General features: G+C 57.8%; 16 protein-coding genes. All 16 read right to left on the reverse strand.

Annotated features, from left to right (window positions below):
• Nucleotides 1–500: 500 nt before the first annotated feature.
• The 16 genes from C7386_RS01125 to uvrA all read right to left on the reverse strand — a co-directional run bounded on the left by C7386_RS01125 (nt 501) and on the right by uvrA (nt 17,187).
• Nucleotides 501–965: a S1 RNA-binding domain-containing protein gene (locus C7386_RS01125; protein ID WP_110435239.1), complete on the reverse strand. Its 465-nt coding sequence runs from the start codon at nt 963–965 to the stop codon at nt 501–503.
• 33 nt (nt 966–998) lie between these two features.
• Complete coding sequence (locus C7386_RS01130) at nt 999–1,262, reverse strand: septum formation initiator family protein (protein ID WP_158575592.1); 264 nt, start codon at nt 1,260–1,262, stop codon at nt 999–1,001.
• A gap of 64 nt (nt 1,263–1,326) precedes the next feature.
• Nucleotides 1,327–1,785: a spore cortex biosynthesis protein YabQ gene (gene yabQ, locus C7386_RS01135; RefSeq protein WP_116704677.1), complete on the reverse strand. Its 459-nt coding sequence runs from the start codon at nt 1,783–1,785 to the stop codon at nt 1,327–1,329.
• Nucleotides 1,786–1,791: 6 nt separating this feature from the next.
• Nucleotides 1,792–2,076 carry a sporulation protein YabP gene (gene yabP / locus C7386_RS01140; RefSeq protein ID WP_110435242.1) on the reverse strand — a complete coding sequence of 95 codons (285 nt, stop codon included), beginning with the start codon at nt 2,074–2,076 and terminating at the stop codon, nt 1,792–1,794.
• A 74-nt stretch (nt 2,077–2,150) separates the two neighbouring features.
• Complete coding sequence (locus C7386_RS01145; protein ID WP_116704678.1) at nt 2,151–2,390, reverse strand: RNA-binding S4 domain-containing protein; 240 nt, start codon at nt 2,388–2,390, stop codon at nt 2,151–2,153.
• Nucleotides 2,387–2,668 carry an HU family DNA-binding protein gene (locus C7386_RS01150; protein ID WP_110435244.1) on the reverse strand — a complete coding sequence of 94 codons (282 nt, stop codon included), beginning with the start codon at nt 2,666–2,668 and terminating at the stop codon, nt 2,387–2,389. Before C7386_RS01150 ends, C7386_RS01145 begins: the two co-directional genes overlap by 4 nt.
• An 11-nt stretch (nt 2,669–2,679) precedes the next feature.
• Complete coding sequence (gene mazG, locus C7386_RS01155) at nt 2,680–3,477, reverse strand: nucleoside triphosphate pyrophosphohydrolase (protein ID WP_116704679.1); 798 nt, start codon at nt 3,475–3,477, stop codon at nt 2,680–2,682.
• A 15-nt stretch (nt 3,478–3,492) separates the two neighbouring features.
• The gene (locus C7386_RS01160; RefSeq protein WP_165815422.1) at nt 3,493–5,118 is read right to left on the reverse strand and encodes a putative polysaccharide biosynthesis protein; all 1,626 of its coding nucleotides are present in this window, start codon (nt 5,116–5,118) and stop codon (nt 3,493–3,495) included.
• Between the two features lie 84 nt (nt 5,119–5,202).
• Nucleotides 5,203–5,595: a zinc ribbon domain-containing protein gene (locus tag C7386_RS01165; protein ID WP_116704681.1), complete on the reverse strand. Its 393-nt coding sequence runs from the start codon at nt 5,593–5,595 to the stop codon at nt 5,203–5,205.
• A gap of 170 nt (nt 5,596–5,765) precedes the next feature.
• A complete protein-coding gene (locus C7386_RS01170; protein WP_116704682.1) occupies nt 5,766–6,689 on the reverse strand; it encodes a uridine kinase family protein in 924 nt (307 codons plus the stop codon).
• A gap of 46 nt (nt 6,690–6,735) precedes the next feature.
• Complete coding sequence (gene hemZ / locus C7386_RS01175; RefSeq protein ID WP_116704683.1) at nt 6,736–8,205, reverse strand: coproporphyrinogen dehydrogenase HemZ; 1,470 nt, start codon at nt 8,203–8,205, stop codon at nt 6,736–6,738.
• On the reverse strand, nt 8,202–8,834 hold the full coding sequence (locus C7386_RS01180; protein ID WP_110435250.1) for an MBL fold metallo-hydrolase: 633 nt from the start codon (nt 8,832–8,834) through the stop codon (nt 8,202–8,204). Before C7386_RS01180 ends, hemZ begins: the two co-directional genes overlap by 4 nt.
• Nucleotides 8,835–9,010: 176 nt before the next feature.
• Nucleotides 9,011–9,463 (reverse strand): D-aminoacyl-tRNA deacylase, encoded by a 453-nt coding sequence (dtd, locus tag C7386_RS01185; RefSeq protein ID WP_110435251.1) that lies wholly within the window; start codon nt 9,461–9,463, stop codon nt 9,011–9,013.
• Between the two features lie 414 nt (nt 9,464–9,877).
• Nucleotides 9,878–12,064 (reverse strand): RelA/SpoT family protein, encoded by a 2,187-nt coding sequence (locus tag C7386_RS01190; protein ID WP_110435252.1) that lies wholly within the window; start codon nt 12,062–12,064, stop codon nt 9,878–9,880.
• Between the two features lie 20 nt (nt 12,065–12,084).
• A complete protein-coding gene (gene recJ, locus C7386_RS01195; protein WP_116704684.1) occupies nt 12,085–14,160 on the reverse strand; it encodes a single-stranded-DNA-specific exonuclease RecJ in 2,076 nt (691 codons plus the stop codon).
• A 180-nt stretch (nt 14,161–14,340) separates the two neighbouring features.
• Nucleotides 14,341–17,187 (reverse strand): excinuclease ABC subunit UvrA, encoded by a 2,847-nt coding sequence (gene uvrA / locus C7386_RS01200; protein ID WP_116704685.1) that lies wholly within the window; start codon nt 17,185–17,187, stop codon nt 14,341–14,343.
• Nucleotides 17,188–17,327: the final 140 nt, after the last annotated feature.

Genomic DNA, 17,327 nt, shown 5'->3' on the forward strand with positions numbered 1-17,327 from the left:
GTCGCGCCTGCTTAGATGAACCCACCTGTGTAGCAGTACGCTGTCTGTGAACTGCGTAAAGGCGGAGAAAGTCACGCTGCAGTAACCCGACTGCCGTTCCCTATTTTCGAAGCGGTCACATATAGGAAATCTGCGCCGGATTAGGAAGCAAGGGAAAGGTAGGAGTTCAAAGAGGAAGGAAAACCGCAGGTTGTCCTTCCTTTTTGCCCACCGCCGTGGGTACGGCGTCGCCCCCGCGGCGGGCGCCGCGACGCTCCCGCCGTCCGCAGACGGCGAATCCCCCGCTGAGGTTCAGCGAAAACCTTCCCGCCCGGAAAGGGCGAACCCGCCTGCGGCAGTTCGCGCACCCCGCTGGGTCGGTGCAGAAAAGGAGCCGCCCCGTCAGGGCGAACACGCTTACGCAGTTCGTATGCACCGCTCACCCGGTGCCGAAAAGCTCTGCCGACGCTTCGTGCACCGGCATATAAAAGCAAAACCGAGGTTTCCCTCGGTTTTCTTCTTTATCTGCGGCGGCGCGAACCGTTCTTGCGATCGGTTGCGTGGCGCACATCGGCCTGACGGCTTTCGCTGTCCGACATAAACGCCTTCAGCTTATCCTCAAAGCTCATCGTGGACGGGTCCTTCGGTGCCTGCTGCACACGTCCGCGCGGTGCGGACGAACGCTGGAAACGCGGCTGACGCGGCGCAAAGCCGCCCTCACGGCGCTCCTGTCTCGGCTGACGCGGCTCCTGCGGCTGCGCCTTCTTGATCGAAAGATTGATACGGCCTGCCTGATCAATATTGATGATCTTTACCTTGACCTGCTGGCCCTCCTGCAGGAAATCCTTGATGTCGTTTACAAAAGTCGAAGCGACCTCCGAAATGTGCACCATACCCGACTTGCCTTCGGGCAGCGCAACAAATGCACCAAACTTGGTGATGCCGGTTACCTTGCCCTCTACGATTGCTCCCACTGCCAAATCCATATAAGCTGTTTTGCCTCCGTTATTATTTCCCTTTTACCGGCTGGACGTATCTACAAAAATACGCTCGCCCGGTTCCGCATAGCCCAGTTCTGTCCGCGCCATCTCTCCGATATCCTCCTCGGAAATGCCGCTTTGCATTTCCTGCCGGAGCGTCTCGTTCGCCTTCTGATATTCCTCCACCCGCAGGGTCAGAGACGCGAGTTCATCCCGCTTGCTCTTGATCTGCGTGCGCAGGTTTACCACATTGACGACCGCGTAAAGCAGAAACACCACTACCGCTGCCCTGATAAGGATCATCCGCGTGCGCCTTGTCATCTGCTCACCTCATATCGTTTGCTTGCGCGTCAGACTGATACAGGTTTTATTTTATACCTTTTTTGCGAAAAAGAAAAGAGTCTTTTTCAAATTTTTTCGTCAAAAACCGAATTTTTACCGGACTGCACCGCTGTTTTACCACCGTTTGACAGTGCATCCGCAGGCCGTATACGGCGCGTCTCAGCTTTGCAAGCACCTGCAGGAGCCGCATAAGCACTTCCAGCACGGTTTCGCTCAGCGCCGCAAAGTACAATCCCATGCCGCCTGCCGCTGTTAAGAGTACAAAGCCGCGCGGCTGACCGGCGGCCGCGATCAGCCCGAACTCGAATAAGGCCGCCAGCACGATCGCCCAGAACATCGTATCGAGCAGCGCCGCCCCTGCCCATCCGCACCGGAAATGCAGACGCAGTGCCCGCAGCATGTCATACACCGCCCCGATCCCGACACCGAGCAGCAGGCTTTGCAGCACGAGCGTGACCTGCTGGCTGTTCGTAAACACCGGCATGGCCGCTCACCCGCCGAATATCCGCCGAAACAGGCTGTCGCGCGGCTGCACGCTGTCGTCGTACTCGAGCAGGCCGATCTCACCCTGAATGATCAACTCTCCGGCCTCGAGCTGCAGCCGCTCTACATGCAGTCCCTGACCGCGCACGACCAGCATGCCGCGCACGGTTTCGAGCAGCACCTGTTCCTCATCAAAGCTGTGCACGTCGGTCACACCGGAAATGGTCAGCTTCTCTCTCCCCTCCAGAATGACACTGTGCGGCATTTCACGGCTTCGTTCCTCCTGCGCCATATAACTCCCCTCCTGACTGCAAAAAAGTATCCCACTCTGCAATATATGCGAGAGCGGGATACGTTATGTTCGGTTTACAGTTCCTTATACAGCGCAGACGCATCTGCCTTGAGCGTATGCTCCGCGATATTCAGCACTTCCACCTTCATCGTGCGCTGACCGAATGCGATCTCGATCACGTCGCCGATCTTCACCTGATACGAAGCCTTGGCCGGCTTGCCGTTGACCGTGATGCGCGCTGCATCGCATGCATCATTCGCCACCGTGCGGCGCTTGATCAGGCGGGATACCTTCAAATACTTGTCTAATCTCACTTGTTTCCGTCTACCTTATCCTTCAAAACTTTGCCCGGCTTGAACACCGGCATAGTGGCCGCTGCAATATTGATCTCCTCGCCGGTACGCGGATTGTGTCCTGTGCGTGCTGCGCGCTCCTTGGTCTCAAACGTACCGAAGCCGCTGATCTGCAGCTTGTCACCGGCCGCCATGATATCCGCAATGGCGGTAAACACGGTGTCGATCGTCTTTTCGGTGTCCTTCTTGGAAAAGCCGGTCTTTTCTGCGACCAGCGTCACCAGTTCGCTTTTCTTCATGGTTTTGCTCCTTATGCGTGTTCCTCGTGCTTTGCGCTGTCCCACAGTGCGTCCAGCTCGGAAAGGGACAGGTCAGCCAGCTTTTTGCCTGCGGCAGTCGCCTGACGCTCCATCTCCGCAAAGCGGCTGACAAACTTGTTGCAGGTCTTTTCGGCGGCAGCCTCCGGGTCGATCTTCAGGTGACGCGCCACGTTGACGGATGCGAACAGCAGGTCGCCAATCTCCTCCTCCGGATCGCCGTCACCGTCGATGGCACGGCGGACCTCGTCAAGCTCCTCCTGCACCTTGTCAAGTGCATCCTTCACGTTATCCCAGTCAAATCCGACCTTTGCCGCCTTCTTCTGCAGCTTTTCTGCACGAATCAGACTCGGCAGGCTCTTTGCTACGCTTTCGAGCGCCTGCGTATCGGTCTCCTGATGCTTCTCCTTGCGCTTGAGGTCATCCCAGTTCCTGAGGACCTCCTCGGACGAGGCGACCTCGACATTGCCGAAGATATGCGGGTGACGGAAGATCAGCTTTTTGCAGATGCCGTCCGCCACATCGTCGATGTCGAATGTGCCCTTTTCCTTCTCCATCTGGGTGTGGAATACCACCTGCAGCAGAACATCGCCAAGCTCTTCCTCCATATGCTCGGTGTCCTCGTCGTCGATGGCTTCGCAGACCTCGTAGGTCTCCTCGATGAAGTTGCGGCGGATAGAATGATGATCCTGCTCACGGTCCCACATGCAGCCGTCCGGCGCGCGCAGGATTTCCATAATGCGGAGCAGATCATCGAACTTGTAACAATCCTTTATTTCAAAATCAACCATTTTTGCACTTCCTGATTACTTTAGATGTAAAATATCTGCGATTTTCTCGCCCTTGGGCAGCAGCAGAACATCATCCCGCTCGACTGCACCGAGCGCGAGCAGCAGAACGGCATACACGGCAACCGCCACACCGATGCACGCGAGCGTGATCAGCTTGTCAGGCATGGTGCCGGGAGCTGCGCTCAACGCACCGTTCAGCACGCGCTGCACAATGAAAATCGCCGCACTCATGCCGATGGTGGCCGCCAGCGGACGGCAGACCGTTTTTCCGATCGGCGGCAGCGAACCCGTCAGGCGCCTGATGTGGAACAGGTTGATGACCGCGATCAGCCAGTAGCAGAGCGCTGTACTGATGGGCGCACCCATGATATTCAGTGCCGGATTGCCGATGAGAAAATAGTCGCCGAGCATTTTGACAACCGCGCCCGCAAACATCGAGACAAGCGGCAGGTCAATGCGGCCGAACGCCTGCAGCGTCGAGTTGGTGACAGCCACAAGTGCCGCCGCCGGTACGGCAAAGCCGAGCAGACCCATCAGCACACCGCCAAGCTCCGTTCCCTGCGAGTACAGCATGCGCAGAATCGGTCCGGCGAGCATGATGAAGCCCGCGCCAGCCGGCAGGGTGATGATAACCGTCATGCGCAGCGTGGTACCCAGTGTTTTGGAGACCTTGGCATGGTTGCCCGCCGCGCGTGCGCTTGCGATGGTCGGCAGCACGCTGACCGCCAGTGCGGTGATGAGCGTCTGCGGCAGGTTGAAGAAGTTGATGGCCTGACCGGTGTAAATGCCGTAGGTGGACATTGCTTCTCTTGCCGTCATGCCGACCGCCGGACTTTGCAGACGCGTGGAGATCAGCGCCACGTCAATCAGGTCGGTCAGACTCATAACCGCTGAGCTGATCGTGATCGGAATGGACAGACTGAGCAGCGTTTTCGCCAGCTGGCCCGCCGGACGCGCGCTGTCGTCCAGCGCGTGCACTGCCGAGCTGCTGCGATGCGTGATCGCTCCCTGAATGAGCATGTAAACAGCGGCAGCCACCTCGCCGATGGTAACGCCGAGGACGGTCATTGCCGCGACTGCCTGATCGGAAAAGTTATGCTGAACTGCATAATACGCCAGTCCAAGACCGATAAACAGCTTGCCGAGTGACTCAATCACCTGCGAAACCGCCGTCGGCACCATGTTCGAGCGGCCCTGATAGTAGCCGCGGAACACCGCCAGAACAGCAACCATCAGCACGCTCGGTGCGATGGCCATAACCGCCAGCCGGGAATCCGCGCTCTTGATCCAGGATGCAAACGTGCCCGCGCCGAGGAACAGCACGACCGAGCAGATCGCACCGAGCGGAATGAAAATGCTTCCCGCCACACGGACGGTACGCCGCACCTCATGCTCTCTGCCGCGGGCTGTGGCCTCCGCGACCATTTTCGCCAGCGCCGCCGGAACACCGACGGTCGAGATCATCAGCATCGCCGTGTACACGCGGTACGCCGCACTGAACATGCCGAACGCCGGCGAATCCTTGCCGCCGATCATGTTGAGCAGCGGTATCTGGAAGAATGCGCCAATCACCTTGACAAGCAGACTGGCCAGCATCAAAATGAACGCACCTTGAATGAAATTCTGTTTTTTACGCTGCAAACGCCGTACGCCCCTTCCTTTGATCAGAATGGGCATAGCTGCCCTTGCCCGATATTACAATATGATGCATCAAACCGTATTATGTTACAGCTCTGCGCCGCAGGACGAGCAGTATGCGTCATCCTTGCCGCACGGTTTGCCGCAGTGCGGGCATGCCGTTACCGAGCGCATTTCCGCCAGCTTGTCGCGCAGCACAGCCAGCTTTTCCTGCTTGGCATCGACCTGCGCCATCTTTTCGTCCATTTCCTCGTTGGTGACCTCTGCGCCGCGGTGCAGATCGTACACCAGCTTGCCGATTTCCTTGTACAGTGCTTCGCACTCGGTGTTCAGATCGAAAATCTGCAGGTTGATGCGGGTCGCCAGTGCAAGGTCGTTCGCCTTTTTGCCGGCTACGCCTGCCGCATGACGGGAGACCTTGCCGGTTTTATCCGCCATGTCCTTTACCTTATCCAGAAAAGCCTGCATTTTCATATCCATAGCTTGTCGCTCCTTCCGACGGAATGTCTCCGTTTCCGGTCTCATGGTAATATTGCGTAATGGAACAAGGGCGATTTGCGGGAAAATTTCCGCAAAACGCCGCAGTTTCAATTATGTGGTATTGCCATTATACTTCATACCCTGCCAAAAAGCAAGAATACGGACATTTTTCAGCCGATAAACTCATGCAGAACCGAATCCTCCGGCATATACGGCTTGTAGTCGATCGGCGAAACCCGATCCAGAATCGCGCTGAGCGGTGCAAGGTCAGCCTGCTCGAGCATGCGCTCCTCACCCTGCAGCTTTTCGCTCAAGTACTGCATGAGGATGTTGGTCTCGTACGGCAGATAGGTGTCCACCGTAAGGTCAGCCTGCCCGCGGTACGGCGAAATATACAGTCTCTCGCCTCTCCGCACCGAGTTCCACTGCTTTAAGGTGTGCTCCACCGGCGAGCTGCGGAACAGGCTGTCGCGCATGGCGCGGCGCAGGAAGCGCAGCATGTGCGGCTCAACGCGGATGTTATGGTCGGTCAGCAGCACGCTCGCCACCGAAAGATAGACGCTTGTCGCATGCTTCTCCAGATCGCCCATGATGACCGGATTAAACGCGTGAATGCCCTCGATCATCACAATTTCGTCCTTGTGCAGCTGCACCGCACGCTCGTTGCGATGCGAGGTGCGCGTTTCAAAGTCGAAGCGCGGCACCATGATCTCCTCGCCCGCCACAAGACGGGTCAGGTGGTCGCGCAGCAGATCAAGATCCATGCACTCCGGGCTTTCGAGGTCGTTGACGCCGTTTTCCTCGTCAAACGGAATGTCGTAGGTGCCCGAGGTACGGTAATAGTCGTCCATCGAGATCATGTGCGCGTGAATACCCGCCAGCTCGAGAATGCGGCCCAGACGGTCGTTCGTGGTGGTCTTGCCCGATGAGGACGGACCGTTGAGCAGCACGACCGGCTTGCGCTTGCAGTTCGCGGCGATCTGGTCAGCCACCAGATGCAGCTGACGATGATAGCCTTCCTCGCAGTCATGCACAAAGGCCTCCGCATCGTGTTCTGCGCGGTGATTGATGTATTTCAGTGTGTATTCTGCCATAGCCAGTCCCTTCTTACGGAATTACTCACTCATTTCCCTATCCTGATCATTTCTTGGGGAACAGCAGCTTTTTCTTGCCGTTGGCCAGTCTGTCCGCCGCCTGAATGTACTCAAGCGGATATTTCGGATTGTTCGCGCGCTCGATCCAGCCGGTCTCGCGCACGACGCGCTTGGAAACACCGCCCGCACCGAGCGACAGAATGGTCTGCAGCTCCTCCATCATGCTCACGTTGTAGAAGCATTCGGTGCCCGGCTTGCACCAGCCGACGTTCTCAAAGCCGCCTGCCATAAATTTCTGCCGGTAAAGATAATACGGACCGTAGCCTGCGTTCTGCAGCGCGTGCGATGCTCCATCCAGCATTTGAGAAACGGTCTCGCGCTGTGCGGCGGCAGCCGCCTTATCGGTCAGATCAGCGCCGCGCTTGATGGCGAGCGTATGCACCGTGATATTCTCCGGCGAAAGATTCAGCAAAGTATCCACAGTCTGTGCAAAAGTCTCGGCAGTGTCTCCGGTCAGACCCGCAATGAGATCCATGTTGATCTCGTCAAAGCCCGCCTGCCGCGCCTCGTCAAACGCGCGGAGCACGTCTGCTGAGCCGTGTTTTCTGCCGATTGCGGCCAGAACGGCGTCATTCATGCTCTGCGGGTTGATGCTCACGCGGCCAACGCCCGCGCTTTTGAGCACGCGCAGCTTTTCCGGTGTGATGGTATCCGGACGGCCCGCTTCTACAGTATATTCGCGCAAATGCGAAAAATCAAAGTGATTTTCGAGCGCCGACAGCAGCCGTGCCAGCTGATGTTCGTCCAGCGTGGTCGGTGTGCCGCCGCCAATGTAGACGCTCTGCACCTGCTTGCCCGCTGCGCGGACAAGCGCGGCTGTCTCCTCGATCTCGCGGCAGAGCGTGTCCAGATACGGCTCGATGAGTTTACCGGACTGCGCCGTGGTTGCCGATACGAACGAGCAGTAATAGCACCTCGACGGACAGAACGGAATACCGACGTACAGCGAAATATCGTTTTCACCGATGGTCTTGTCCATCTCCATCGCAGTTGCGGCTGCACGAATCGTCAGCGCCGTGCGCTCGGGCGAAACGTGAAAGTGCTCGCGCAGCTCGACCGCCGCCTCGCCGCGCGTCATGCCGCGCTCGATCATGCCGCGCGCCAGCTTGGCCGGACGCACGCCGGTCAGGCTGCCCCAGACCGGAGCCTGCGGCAGGAACGGCACGACCGCGTCGTACACGGTCGTTTTCACCAGTTCGGTGATGGTGCGCTTGTAGTCCAGCGTTTCCAGTCCGGTAACGGACGCGCGCTTTTCCGCCTCATACACTGCGCCGTCCATGCAGACGATCGCACGTGCGGCAGCTTCGCCGTTCTCCTCGCTCAAAATGCTGCGGCAGTACGGCTCGGTGAGCTGCTCGGCGGTGTCCGCCCTGCTCAGCGTTTCGGTCGGCAGCAGATGAAACAGCATTTCCTCTACCGCGTGTTTCAGTTCGTGATTTTCCAGTGTATAGATCATTTTCCCATCGCCTGCAGCATATATGGATTGTATGCGCGTTCCTCGTTCAGCGTAGAAATGCCTTCGTGACCGGGGAATACCTTGTAATCGCCGTCAAGGTCATGCAGACGCTTCAAAGAGCGCAGCATGGCAGAGAAATCGCCGCCCTCAAGGTCGCAGCGGCCGCACTCGTGACGGAACAGCGTATCGCCGGTGAACAGGCAGTCACCGATCCTGATGACGGACGAGCCGGGCGTGTGACCGGGCGTTGCCATGTAGGTCGCGGTCATGCCGCCGAACGTCACCTCGGTGCCCTCATTCGCCAGAATATCCGGCGTATCCTGCACATAATTGCGTGCCAGTCCGCGGAACTGACCCATGTTGTCCCGGCTCAGCAGCCAGGTGTCCTTCTCCGGCACAACATACTGTGCGCCGGTGGCTTCGAGTACCTCGTGCGCCGCCAGAATGTGGTCAAAATGCGCGTGCGTCAGCAGCACATACCTGACATTCAGCTGTTCCTCGTTTACCGCGTGCAAAATCGACTTGGCATTGTCGCCCGGATCGATCACCGCGGCTTCGCGGGTTGCTTCGTCATATACAATATAACAATTCGTGCGGACCATGCCCACACAGAGCTGCATTAACTTCATCAGTTATACCCTTTCTTCGGCATTTAAGCCTTCTTCGTAGGGCGGGCTGCCCTCAGCCCGCCGTGGTAAGTCAGTGTAAATTGTTTTATTTCGCAGGGTGAGGGCAGAAGGTGAATTGCCGATAGGCAAGAGAAGCCACTCTGGAGTGCCCCGCCCTACGGAACAGGTTTATCTTGTCAATGCCGCATGTCCTTGGTGTCCATCCACAGCGTTACCGGGCCGTCATTCAATAGATCGACCTTCATATCCGCGCCGAACTCGCCGGTCTCGACCGGCAGGCCGCTCTCGCGGCAGCGCGCAATGAATGCTTCATACAGCGGGATGGCGGTCTCCGGACGAGCAGCGTTCGTGAAGCTCGGGCGGTTGCCCTTGCGGCAGTCACCGTAGAGCGTGAACTGCGACACGATGAGCAAGCCGCCGCCGACATCCGCGAGCGAGCGGTTCATTTTGTCGTTTTCGTCCGTGAATACACGCATTTTAACCGTTTTATCGGCCAGATAGACTGCATCGTCCACGGTATCACCGTCTGTGATGCCGAGCAGGACAAGGAACCCCTGTCCGATCTGTCCGTGAATCCTGCCGTCGATCGTCACCGACGCGTGGGAGACTCGCTGTACCAGCGCCCGCATAGTTATTTCCTCATTTCGTAATGAATTTGATTTGTTAAATGGTTCTATTTCGTGAAATCCGCGCTTGAGAAGCGAAACGAACTCGCCTGCGCGGCGGTGCGCACAAGAGGGTAGACACCAAGGTTTCCACCCTCTTGTGAATCTTCCCTTTCCTAAGAAAGCACGGCTAAAATTAGAGAACTGAGACTATAAAGGAACGGCAGAGGAGTTTTTCTTCCGTAGGGGAGCACAGTGTGCTCCCATTACTCGACATATTCGCAGCATCAGATAGCGTACTGCTACACAGGCGTTTTCATCAACGCAGGCGCGACATACCCGTGTCGCGCAACTCGTTTGCGCATTATCATGGACGGCACCTGCGAATTACACCTATCGAATAACTCCTATCTCCTACCTCCTCACTCCTACCTATTCTCAGTTGGTATCCACCGTTCTGGTCACATCGACAACGCCCTTGATGGAACGCAGGCGGCTGATCATATTATCCAGCTGATGGACACTCGTGACGTCAACCATGGCGTTGATAACACCGTAGCCGTCATTCAAATCGCGTGCGGAAATCTCATGAACGTTGATCTTACTCGAGGCAAACGCCAGCGTAACGTCACTCAGCACGCCGATACGGTTGCGCGTGGAAATCTGCAGACCGGTGGAGAACTTATTGACATGACCGGCATTGGCCGCCATATCCTCATCCCACCAGGCACGGACCCAGCGGTCGGGTTCTTCCTCGATATGGACATTCACGCAGTCGCGGCGATGGATGGAAACACCATAGCCGCGGGTGACAAAGCCGACGATCTCATCGCCCGGAATCGGCGTACAGCAGCGGGCAAACTTGACCAGACAGTTATCAATGCCTTCGACAACAACGCCGTCGCTGGATTTATTCTGGCGACGCTGCTGCTGCTCATTCTGCGGATGTGCGGCACGCTCGGCCTGCTCGCGCTGGCGGCGCAGCTTGCCGACATCGTCCTTAACCTTATTGATGACCTTGGTCAGCATAATGCCGCCGTAGCCGATGGCCGCGTACAGCTCATCGACCGTGTTGAACGAGAACTTGTTGAGCGTGTTCTTCTGCACCTCTTCGTTCTCATAGAAGCCGTTATACAGTAGGTTGGCACGCAGCTCGCGGTCGAGATCCTCCTTGCCGTTGACGATATTTTCCTCGCGGCATTCCTTCTTGAACCACTGCTTGATCTTATTGCGCGCCTCGGTGGTCTTGACGATCTTCACCCAGTCACGGCTCGGACCGTGTGCCTCCTTGGAGGTCAGGATCTCAACGATATCGCCGTTTTTCAGCTGGCTGTCGATCGGTGCGATACGGCCGTTCAGCTTGCAGCCGGTCATGCGGTTGCCGACTGCCGAGTGAATCGCATACGCAAGGTCGATCGGCGTTGCACCTGCCGGCATATTGACCACATCGCCCTTGGGCGTAAAGACAAATACCTCGTCCGCGAACAGGTCAACCTTGATGTTTTTGATAAAGTCCTCGGCCTCGGTGTCCTGCTGGGCTTCAAGCAGCTGGCGAATCCACGCGAACGCTTCCTCGTTGCCCTTCTTATCCAGACCCTGCTTGTACTTCCAGTGCGCCGCTACACCGTATTCCGCCATTTTATGCATCTCTACGGTACGAATCTGCACCTCAAACGGGATGCCCGCTCGGCCGATGACCGTCGTATGCAGCGACTGATAGCCGTTCGGCTTCGGTGTGGAGATATAGTCCTTGAAGCGGCCCGGAATCGGCTTGTACAGGTCGTGGACGTAGCCGAGCACGTTGTAGCAGTCCGCCACGGTATCGACAATAACGCGCACGGCGCAGATATCATAGATCTCGTTGATGGTCTTGTGCTGGGCATACATTTTGCGGTAGATCGAGTAAATATGCTTAACGCGGGCCGAAATCGCGTTGTGGATGTTCGCTTCCTTCAGCTTGGTGCTGATGCGGTCCTGAATGCCCTGCAGGAATTCCTCGTGCTGCTCACTCTGGGCCTTTAAGCCTTCCACAATCTCGTTGTAGCCGATGGGGTCGAGAACCTTCAGCGACAGATCCTCAAGCTCCCACTTGATGCGGCTCATGCCGAGACGGTGCGCGATCGGCGCGTAAATCTCCATGGTTTCCAGCGCCTTGTCGCGCTGCTTGCGCTCGGGCAGGAACTGGAAGGTACGGGCATTGTGCAGTCGGTCGGCCAGCTTGATCAGGATAACGCGGATATCCTTCGCCATGGCGAGGAACATCTTGCGCAGGTCCTCGAACTGCTCCTGCTCCTTGGAGTAGCGCAGCATGCCTAGTCGGGTTACGCCGTCCACCAGCTCCGCGACCGGCGTGCCGAATTTGTTTTCGATCTCCTTGTAGCCGAACTCGGTGTCCTCAATGCAGTCATGCAGCAGAGCTGCACAGATGGAATCCGTATCCAGCCCCATCTCCACAACGATCTCGGCGACAGCGACCGGATGAATGATATACGGCTCACCGTTGCGGCGCTTCTGTCCCTCATGTGCCTTGGCCGCACATTCGTATGCCGCGCGAATCTTCTTGATATTCGCCTGCGGGTTTTGTTTTTGTACGCGTTCGATCAAAAAATCCAGTTTCGTTTGCATAGATCCTTCCCCCATTCGTGTCACCCCGCCATGCTTTGCAATGTGGCAAGGACAACCGATCCGGAAATATCGGCCTTGCCCTCGTAGGGTTTGAGCAAAATGTTGAGCATGCCTTCCTTGAAATGATAGCTGATGAGTCCGGACTCCTGAAAAACGTCCAGACAGACAAACAGCTTGCCGATGTTAATGTCGCGTCGGCTTTCCCACGCAACCCGGCGGGAAAGCGCCCCGTCCGGTACGGAAAGCCGTCCGTCCTCCGCGCGGCAGGTCACATGCCGCCAGACAGCGACCAGATCCTTGCGGTCGGGCAGGAGCAGACGCGCTTCCCTTGCGGTGAGCGGGCCGTCCTGCATGAGTGTATTATACAGATTGAGAATCTTCTGATCCGCCAGATGCTCACAGTCACTCAGCTGCACATCGCAGATGGTCAGCTGCACCGAGCGGCGGCCTCGAAATTCGTTGATCTCCAGATGAAAGGCGGCATCCACGGTGTTGCCCTCAACAAAGCCGAGACCGCCCGCACCGATGCCGAACCAGATCGCGGAAAACCGCTTGCCGTCCTTGATGAGCGACAGACGAACATGCCGGTCGCTGGACAGCGGCGTAATCTCCTCAACGGTCATGTTCTTCATGCAGAACACAGGCTCCGCATTTTTCATGCCGTATGGCTCGAGTACGCTCAGGGATTCGATGTTCTCCTGCGTCAGCCACTCCGACTGCACCATGCAGTCGATGTGCAGCTGCGGAACGAGCTCCGCCATGGTGACATGCGTTTCCGCGTACTTGCGCAGGCGCGTGCGGAGTTCTTCGATCCTGTCCGCCTGCACGGTCAGTCCTGCGGCAAGCGCATGACCGCCGTAGCGCTCGAACAAATCCTCGCACGAGGTGAGCGCCTCAAACAGATTGAAGCTGCCGATCGAGCGGCCGGAGCCCTTACCTACGCCGTCCTCGTCCACCGAGATGAGCACGACCGGACAGCCGTAGCGGTCGCACAGCCGCGAGCACACGATGCCGATAACGCCCTGATGCCAGCCCTCTCCGGCCAGCACGATGATCTTATCCTCAAGCGGGTTGTATTCCCGGCGCAAACGCGTGAGCGTCTGCTCGAGTATCTTGTTCTCCTCGTTCTGGCGCAGCTTGTTTTGCTCGCAAAGCTCAGCGGCAAGCGCCTGTGCCCGTACCGGATCCTTCGTCAGGAACAGCTCTGCTGCCAGCTCGGCCTTGCCCATGCGGCCCGCCGCGTTGATGCGCGGCGCAAGCACATAGCTGATGGTCGAGGAGGTCAGGCGCCGGTTCTTCATACCGGCCTCCCGCAGCAGCATTTCCAGACCGATATTCGCCGTCACGGACAGCTTTTTCAGCCCTTCCGCCACAATAATGCGGTTTTCACCGACAATCGGCATAACATCGGCCACCGTGCCGAGCGCTACAAGGTCGGCGTACCGGTCGAGCATGGAAAGCGTGTCGCCCTCGAGCGCGCAGATCAGCTTGAATGCCACACCGACACCCGCCAGGCTGGAAAACGGATAGGTATCGTCCGTCCGCTTGCAGTCCACGACCGCCTGCGCGTCCGGCAGGTTTTCGTGGCACTCGTGGTGATCGGTAATGACGACCTGCATGCCGAGCTCGCGTGCGACGGCAATCTCCTCGTTGGCTGTAATGCCCGAGTCCACCGTGATGAGCAGGCGCGTGCCCTGCTCATACAGCTGCTCCATCGCCGGACGAGTCAGACCGTAGCCGTCCGTCAGACGGTTGGGAATGTAATATTCACATTTTGCGCCCTTGCTGCGCAGATAATCCACCAGTGTGCACGTTGCCGTGATGCCGTCTACGTCGTAATCACCGTAGACCACCATTTTCTCTCCGCGATCTATTACCTCGCGGACGACCTCGACTGCCTTATCCATATCGGTCAGACCGAACGGATCATGCAGTCCGCGCACATCGCAGCTCAGGTAATCCGCCGCAGCCTGTGGTGTGTCGATGCCGCGCGCCGACAGCACCGCCGCCGTCAGCGGTGTATAGCCGGTCTCCCGCGACAGCACCCGCACCCGCTCGGTGTCCGGCGAGGCGATCACCCATCGCTTTGCTCTCATATTGAACGATCCCTTCCTGAGTCACGGCAGCAGCACGCCTTCCGGCGCCTGCGTATGGTAACTCCGATTTTATATTATCACTATTATACCAAAACACGCCCAAAATCACAACATTTTTATCAAATACGGAAAAAACAGGTGTCTCGCTAAGAAACACCTGTTTTATTACACATTTCGACTTTATTTATCCCGTTTTCCGCCGTTTTTGCGTGCGAGGATCGGTCCGAGATACTGTCCGGTATACGAACCCTTGCACTGTGCAACCTCCTCCGGCGTGCCGCAGACGACCAGTCGGCCGCCGCCATCGCCGCCCTCCGGGCCAAGGTCGAGGATATAGTCAGCGGTCTTGATAACGTCCAGATTATGCTCGATGACAACGACCGTGTTGCCTGCGTCCACCAGCTTCTGCAGAACATCCACAAGCCTGTGGACATCTGCGACATGCAGACCGGTGGTCGGCTCATCGAGAATATAGATGGTCTTGCCGGTCGAGCGTTTGGACAGCTCGGTAGCCAGCTTGGCGCGCTGCGCCTCACCGCCGGACAGCGTCGTGGAGGACTGACCCAGCTTAACATAGCCGAGACCGACCTCGCGCATAGTCTCCAATCGGCGTGCGATCTTGGGCACGTTGGCGAAGAACTCACATGCTTCATCTACTGTCATATCCAGCACTTCATAGATATTCTTGCCCTTGTAGCGCACCTCGAGCGTTTCCTTGTTGTAGCGGCGGCCCTTGCACACGTCGCACGGCACATAGACATCCGGCAGGAAGTGCATCTCGATCTTGAGCAGGCCGTCACCCGCACACGCCTCGCAGCGGCCGCCCTTGACATTGAACGAGAAACGGCTCGGGCCGTAGCCGCGCGCCTTGGCATCCGCCGTTTTGGCGAACAGATCGCGGATGTCGTTGAACACCCCCGTGTAGGTTGCCGGGTTGGAGCGCGGTGTGCGCCCGATGGGCGACTGGTCAATGTCGATGACCTTATCCAGATTCTCGATGCCGATGAATTCGTCGTGCGCACCGGCACGAGTCTTCGCGCCGTTCAGCTCCGCTGCCAGCTTTTTGTACAGGATTTCGTTGACGAACGAGGACTTGCCCGAACCAGAAACACCCGTGACACAGGTCAGCGTGCCGAGCGGGATAGTAAAGTCCGTGTGCTTGAGGTTGTTCACCGCACAGCCCTTGACCGTGATGCTCTTGCCGTTGCCTTTGCGCCGGATTTCGGGCACCGGAATGAATTTTTTGCCCGAAAGGTACTGTCCGGTGATGGATTTGTCGCTTTTGAGCAGCTCGTCTATCGTGCCCTCGAACACGACCTCGCCGCCGTTGCGTCCCGCGCCCGGACCGATATCCACAATGTGGTCAGCTGCAAACATGGTGTCCTCGTCGTGCTCGACCACGATGAGCGTGTTGCCGAGGTCACGCAGCCGCCCCAGGGTCGCAAGCAGCTTGTCGTTGTCGCGCTGGTGCAGACCGATGGACGGCTCGTCGAGGATATACAGCACGCCCATCAGCGATGAGCCAATCTGCGTTGCCAGCCGGATGCGCTGGCTCTCGCCGCCGGACAGTGTACCGGACGAACGCGAGAGCGTCAGATATTCCAATCCGACCGACTGCAAAAAGCCGAGACGGTCCATAATCTCCTTGATTACTCTGTCACCGATCTTGTGCTGCATTTCGGTCAGCTTGAGCGTGTGGAGGAACTCCACCGCCTTGACGACCGACTTTTCCGCAAACTCCGCAATATTCAGTCCGCCGAGCGTGACCGCCAGCACCTCCGGGCGCAGACGGCGGCCGTGGCACGCCGGACACGGACTTTCGCTCATCACTTCTTCAATCTCGCCGCGCGACCACTCGCTGTTGGTCTCGCGGTAGCGGCGTTCAAGGTTCGGGATGATGCCCTCGAACGGCTGGCGCATCACGCCGCCCGAAATGCGGCTGACCGACAGCTCGAGCGGCTCATCTCCGGTGCCGTACAGCAGCTCGTCGAGTGCCTGCTCGGAGAACTCCTCGATGGGCGTTTCCAGCGTAAAGCCGTGCTTTTTGCCGAGTGCGTTGTAGTACATCGCCGCGATGCTGCCCGTGTCGGCACTCCCCCAGCCGGGCGCGCGGATAGCGCCCTGCTTGATGGAAAGGTGGCGGTTCGGAATGACGCGGTCCGGGTCAACGCGCTTCTGGATGCCCAGACCGGTGCACACCGGGCACGCGCCATACGGGTTGTTGAATGAGAACATTCTCGGGGTAAGCTCTTCGATGGAAATGCCGCAGTCGTCGCAGGCATAGTTCTGCGAGAACGTGAGCGGTTCACCGCCGATAACATCCGCGATGACAAGGCCGCCGGACAGCGCCGAGGCGGTCTCCACCGAATCCGTGATGCGCCCGCGGGCATCCGGACGGATGACAACACGGTCAACAACGATCTCGATGTTGTGCTTTTTCGTCTTTGCCAGCTTAAATTCTTCGGACAGGTCGTGAATCTCGCCGTCCACGCGCACGCGGACATAGCCCTGCTTGCGGGCGTTCTCGAACACCTTAACGTGCTCGCCCTTTTTGCCGCGGATGACCGGCGCGAGCAGCTGCACGCGCGTTTTTTCCTCGAGCGCCATCAGCCGGTCGATGATCTGGTCGATGGTCTGCTGGTGAATCTCCTTGCCGCATTTCGGACAGTGCGGCGTGCCGATGCGCGCCCACAGCAGGCGCATATAGTCGTAGATCTCGGTGACCGTGCCGACTGTTGAACGCGGGTTCTGTGAGGTGGTCTTCTGGTCGATGGAGATGGCGGGCGACAGACCGTCAATATAGTCCACATCCGGCTTGTCCATCTGGCCGAGGAACTGCCGCGCGTAGCTGGACAGCGATTCAACGTAGCGGCGCTGACCCTCGGCGTAGATGGTGTCGAACGCCAGCGACGATTTGCCCGAGCCGGACAGACCGGTGAACACCACCAGCTTGTCGCGCGGAATCTTGATGTCGATGTTTTTCAGGTTGTGCTCTCGCGCACCTTTAACGTGAATGTATTCCTGCATTTTTATTTTCCTTTATTGTTACGCATAACGGGTTGAGTAATTGAGAATTGAGAATTGAGAATTATCGCCGCAAAGCGGCGCACCTCGTCGCAGCGCGGACGGAACTCGCGCAAGAATAGCGACATTTTCCATTTTCAATT

It is taken from the genome of Agathobaculum butyriciproducens (assembly GCA_003096535.1).
In the GTDB taxonomy this organism is placed as follows: Bacteria; Bacillota; Clostridia; order Oscillospirales; family Butyricicoccaceae; genus Agathobaculum; species Agathobaculum butyriciproducens.

Bases quoted from the DNA above. Each gene is read 5' to 3' on its own strand.
- C7386_RS01125 (WP_110435239.1), bottom strand. From the start codon at position 965: ATGGATTTGGCAGTGGGAGCAATCGTAGAGGGCAAGGTAACCGGCATC.
- C7386_RS01130 (WP_158575592.1), bottom strand. From the start codon at position 1,262: ATGATCCTTATCAGGGCAGCGGTAGTGGTGTTTCTGCTTTACGCGGTC.
- yabQ (WP_116704677.1), bottom strand. From the start codon at position 1,785: ATGCCGGTGTTTACGAACAGCCAGCAGGTCACGCTCGTGCTGCAAAGC.
- yabP (WP_110435242.1), bottom strand. From the start codon at position 2,076: ATGGCGCAGGAGGAACGAAGCCGTGAAATGCCGCACAGTGTCATTCTG.
- C7386_RS01150 (WP_110435244.1), bottom strand. From the start codon at position 2,668: ATGAAGAAAAGCGAACTGGTGACGCTGGTCGCAGAAAAGACCGGCTTT.
- mazG (WP_116704679.1), bottom strand. From the start codon at position 3,477: ATGGTTGATTTTGAAATAAAGGATTGTTACAAGTTCGATGATCTGCTC.
- C7386_RS01165 (WP_116704681.1), bottom strand. From the start codon at position 5,595: ATGGATATGAAAATGCAGGCTTTTCTGGATAAGGTAAAGGACATGGCG.
- C7386_RS01170 (WP_116704682.1), bottom strand. From the start codon at position 6,689: ATGGCAGAATACACACTGAAATACATCAATCACCGCGCAGAACACGAT.
- hemZ (WP_116704683.1), bottom strand. From the start codon at position 8,205: ATGATCTATACACTGGAAAATCACGAACTGAAACACGCGGTAGAGGAA.
- C7386_RS01180 (WP_110435250.1), bottom strand. From the start codon at position 8,834: ATGAAGTTAATGCAGCTCTGTGTGGGCATGGTCCGCACGAATTGTTAT.
- dtd (WP_110435251.1), bottom strand. From the start codon at position 9,463: ATGCGGGCGCTGGTACAGCGAGTCTCCCACGCGTCGGTGACGATCGAC.
- C7386_RS01190 (WP_110435252.1), bottom strand. From the start codon at position 12,064: ATGCAAACGAAACTGGATTTTTTGATCGAACGCGTACAAAAACAAAAC.
- recJ (WP_116704684.1), bottom strand. From the start codon at position 14,160: ATGAGAGCAAAGCGATGGGTGATCGCCTCGCCGGACACCGAGCGGGTG.
- uvrA (WP_116704685.1), bottom strand. From the start codon at position 17,187: ATGCAGGAATACATTCACGTTAAAGGTGCGCGAGAGCACAACCTGAAA.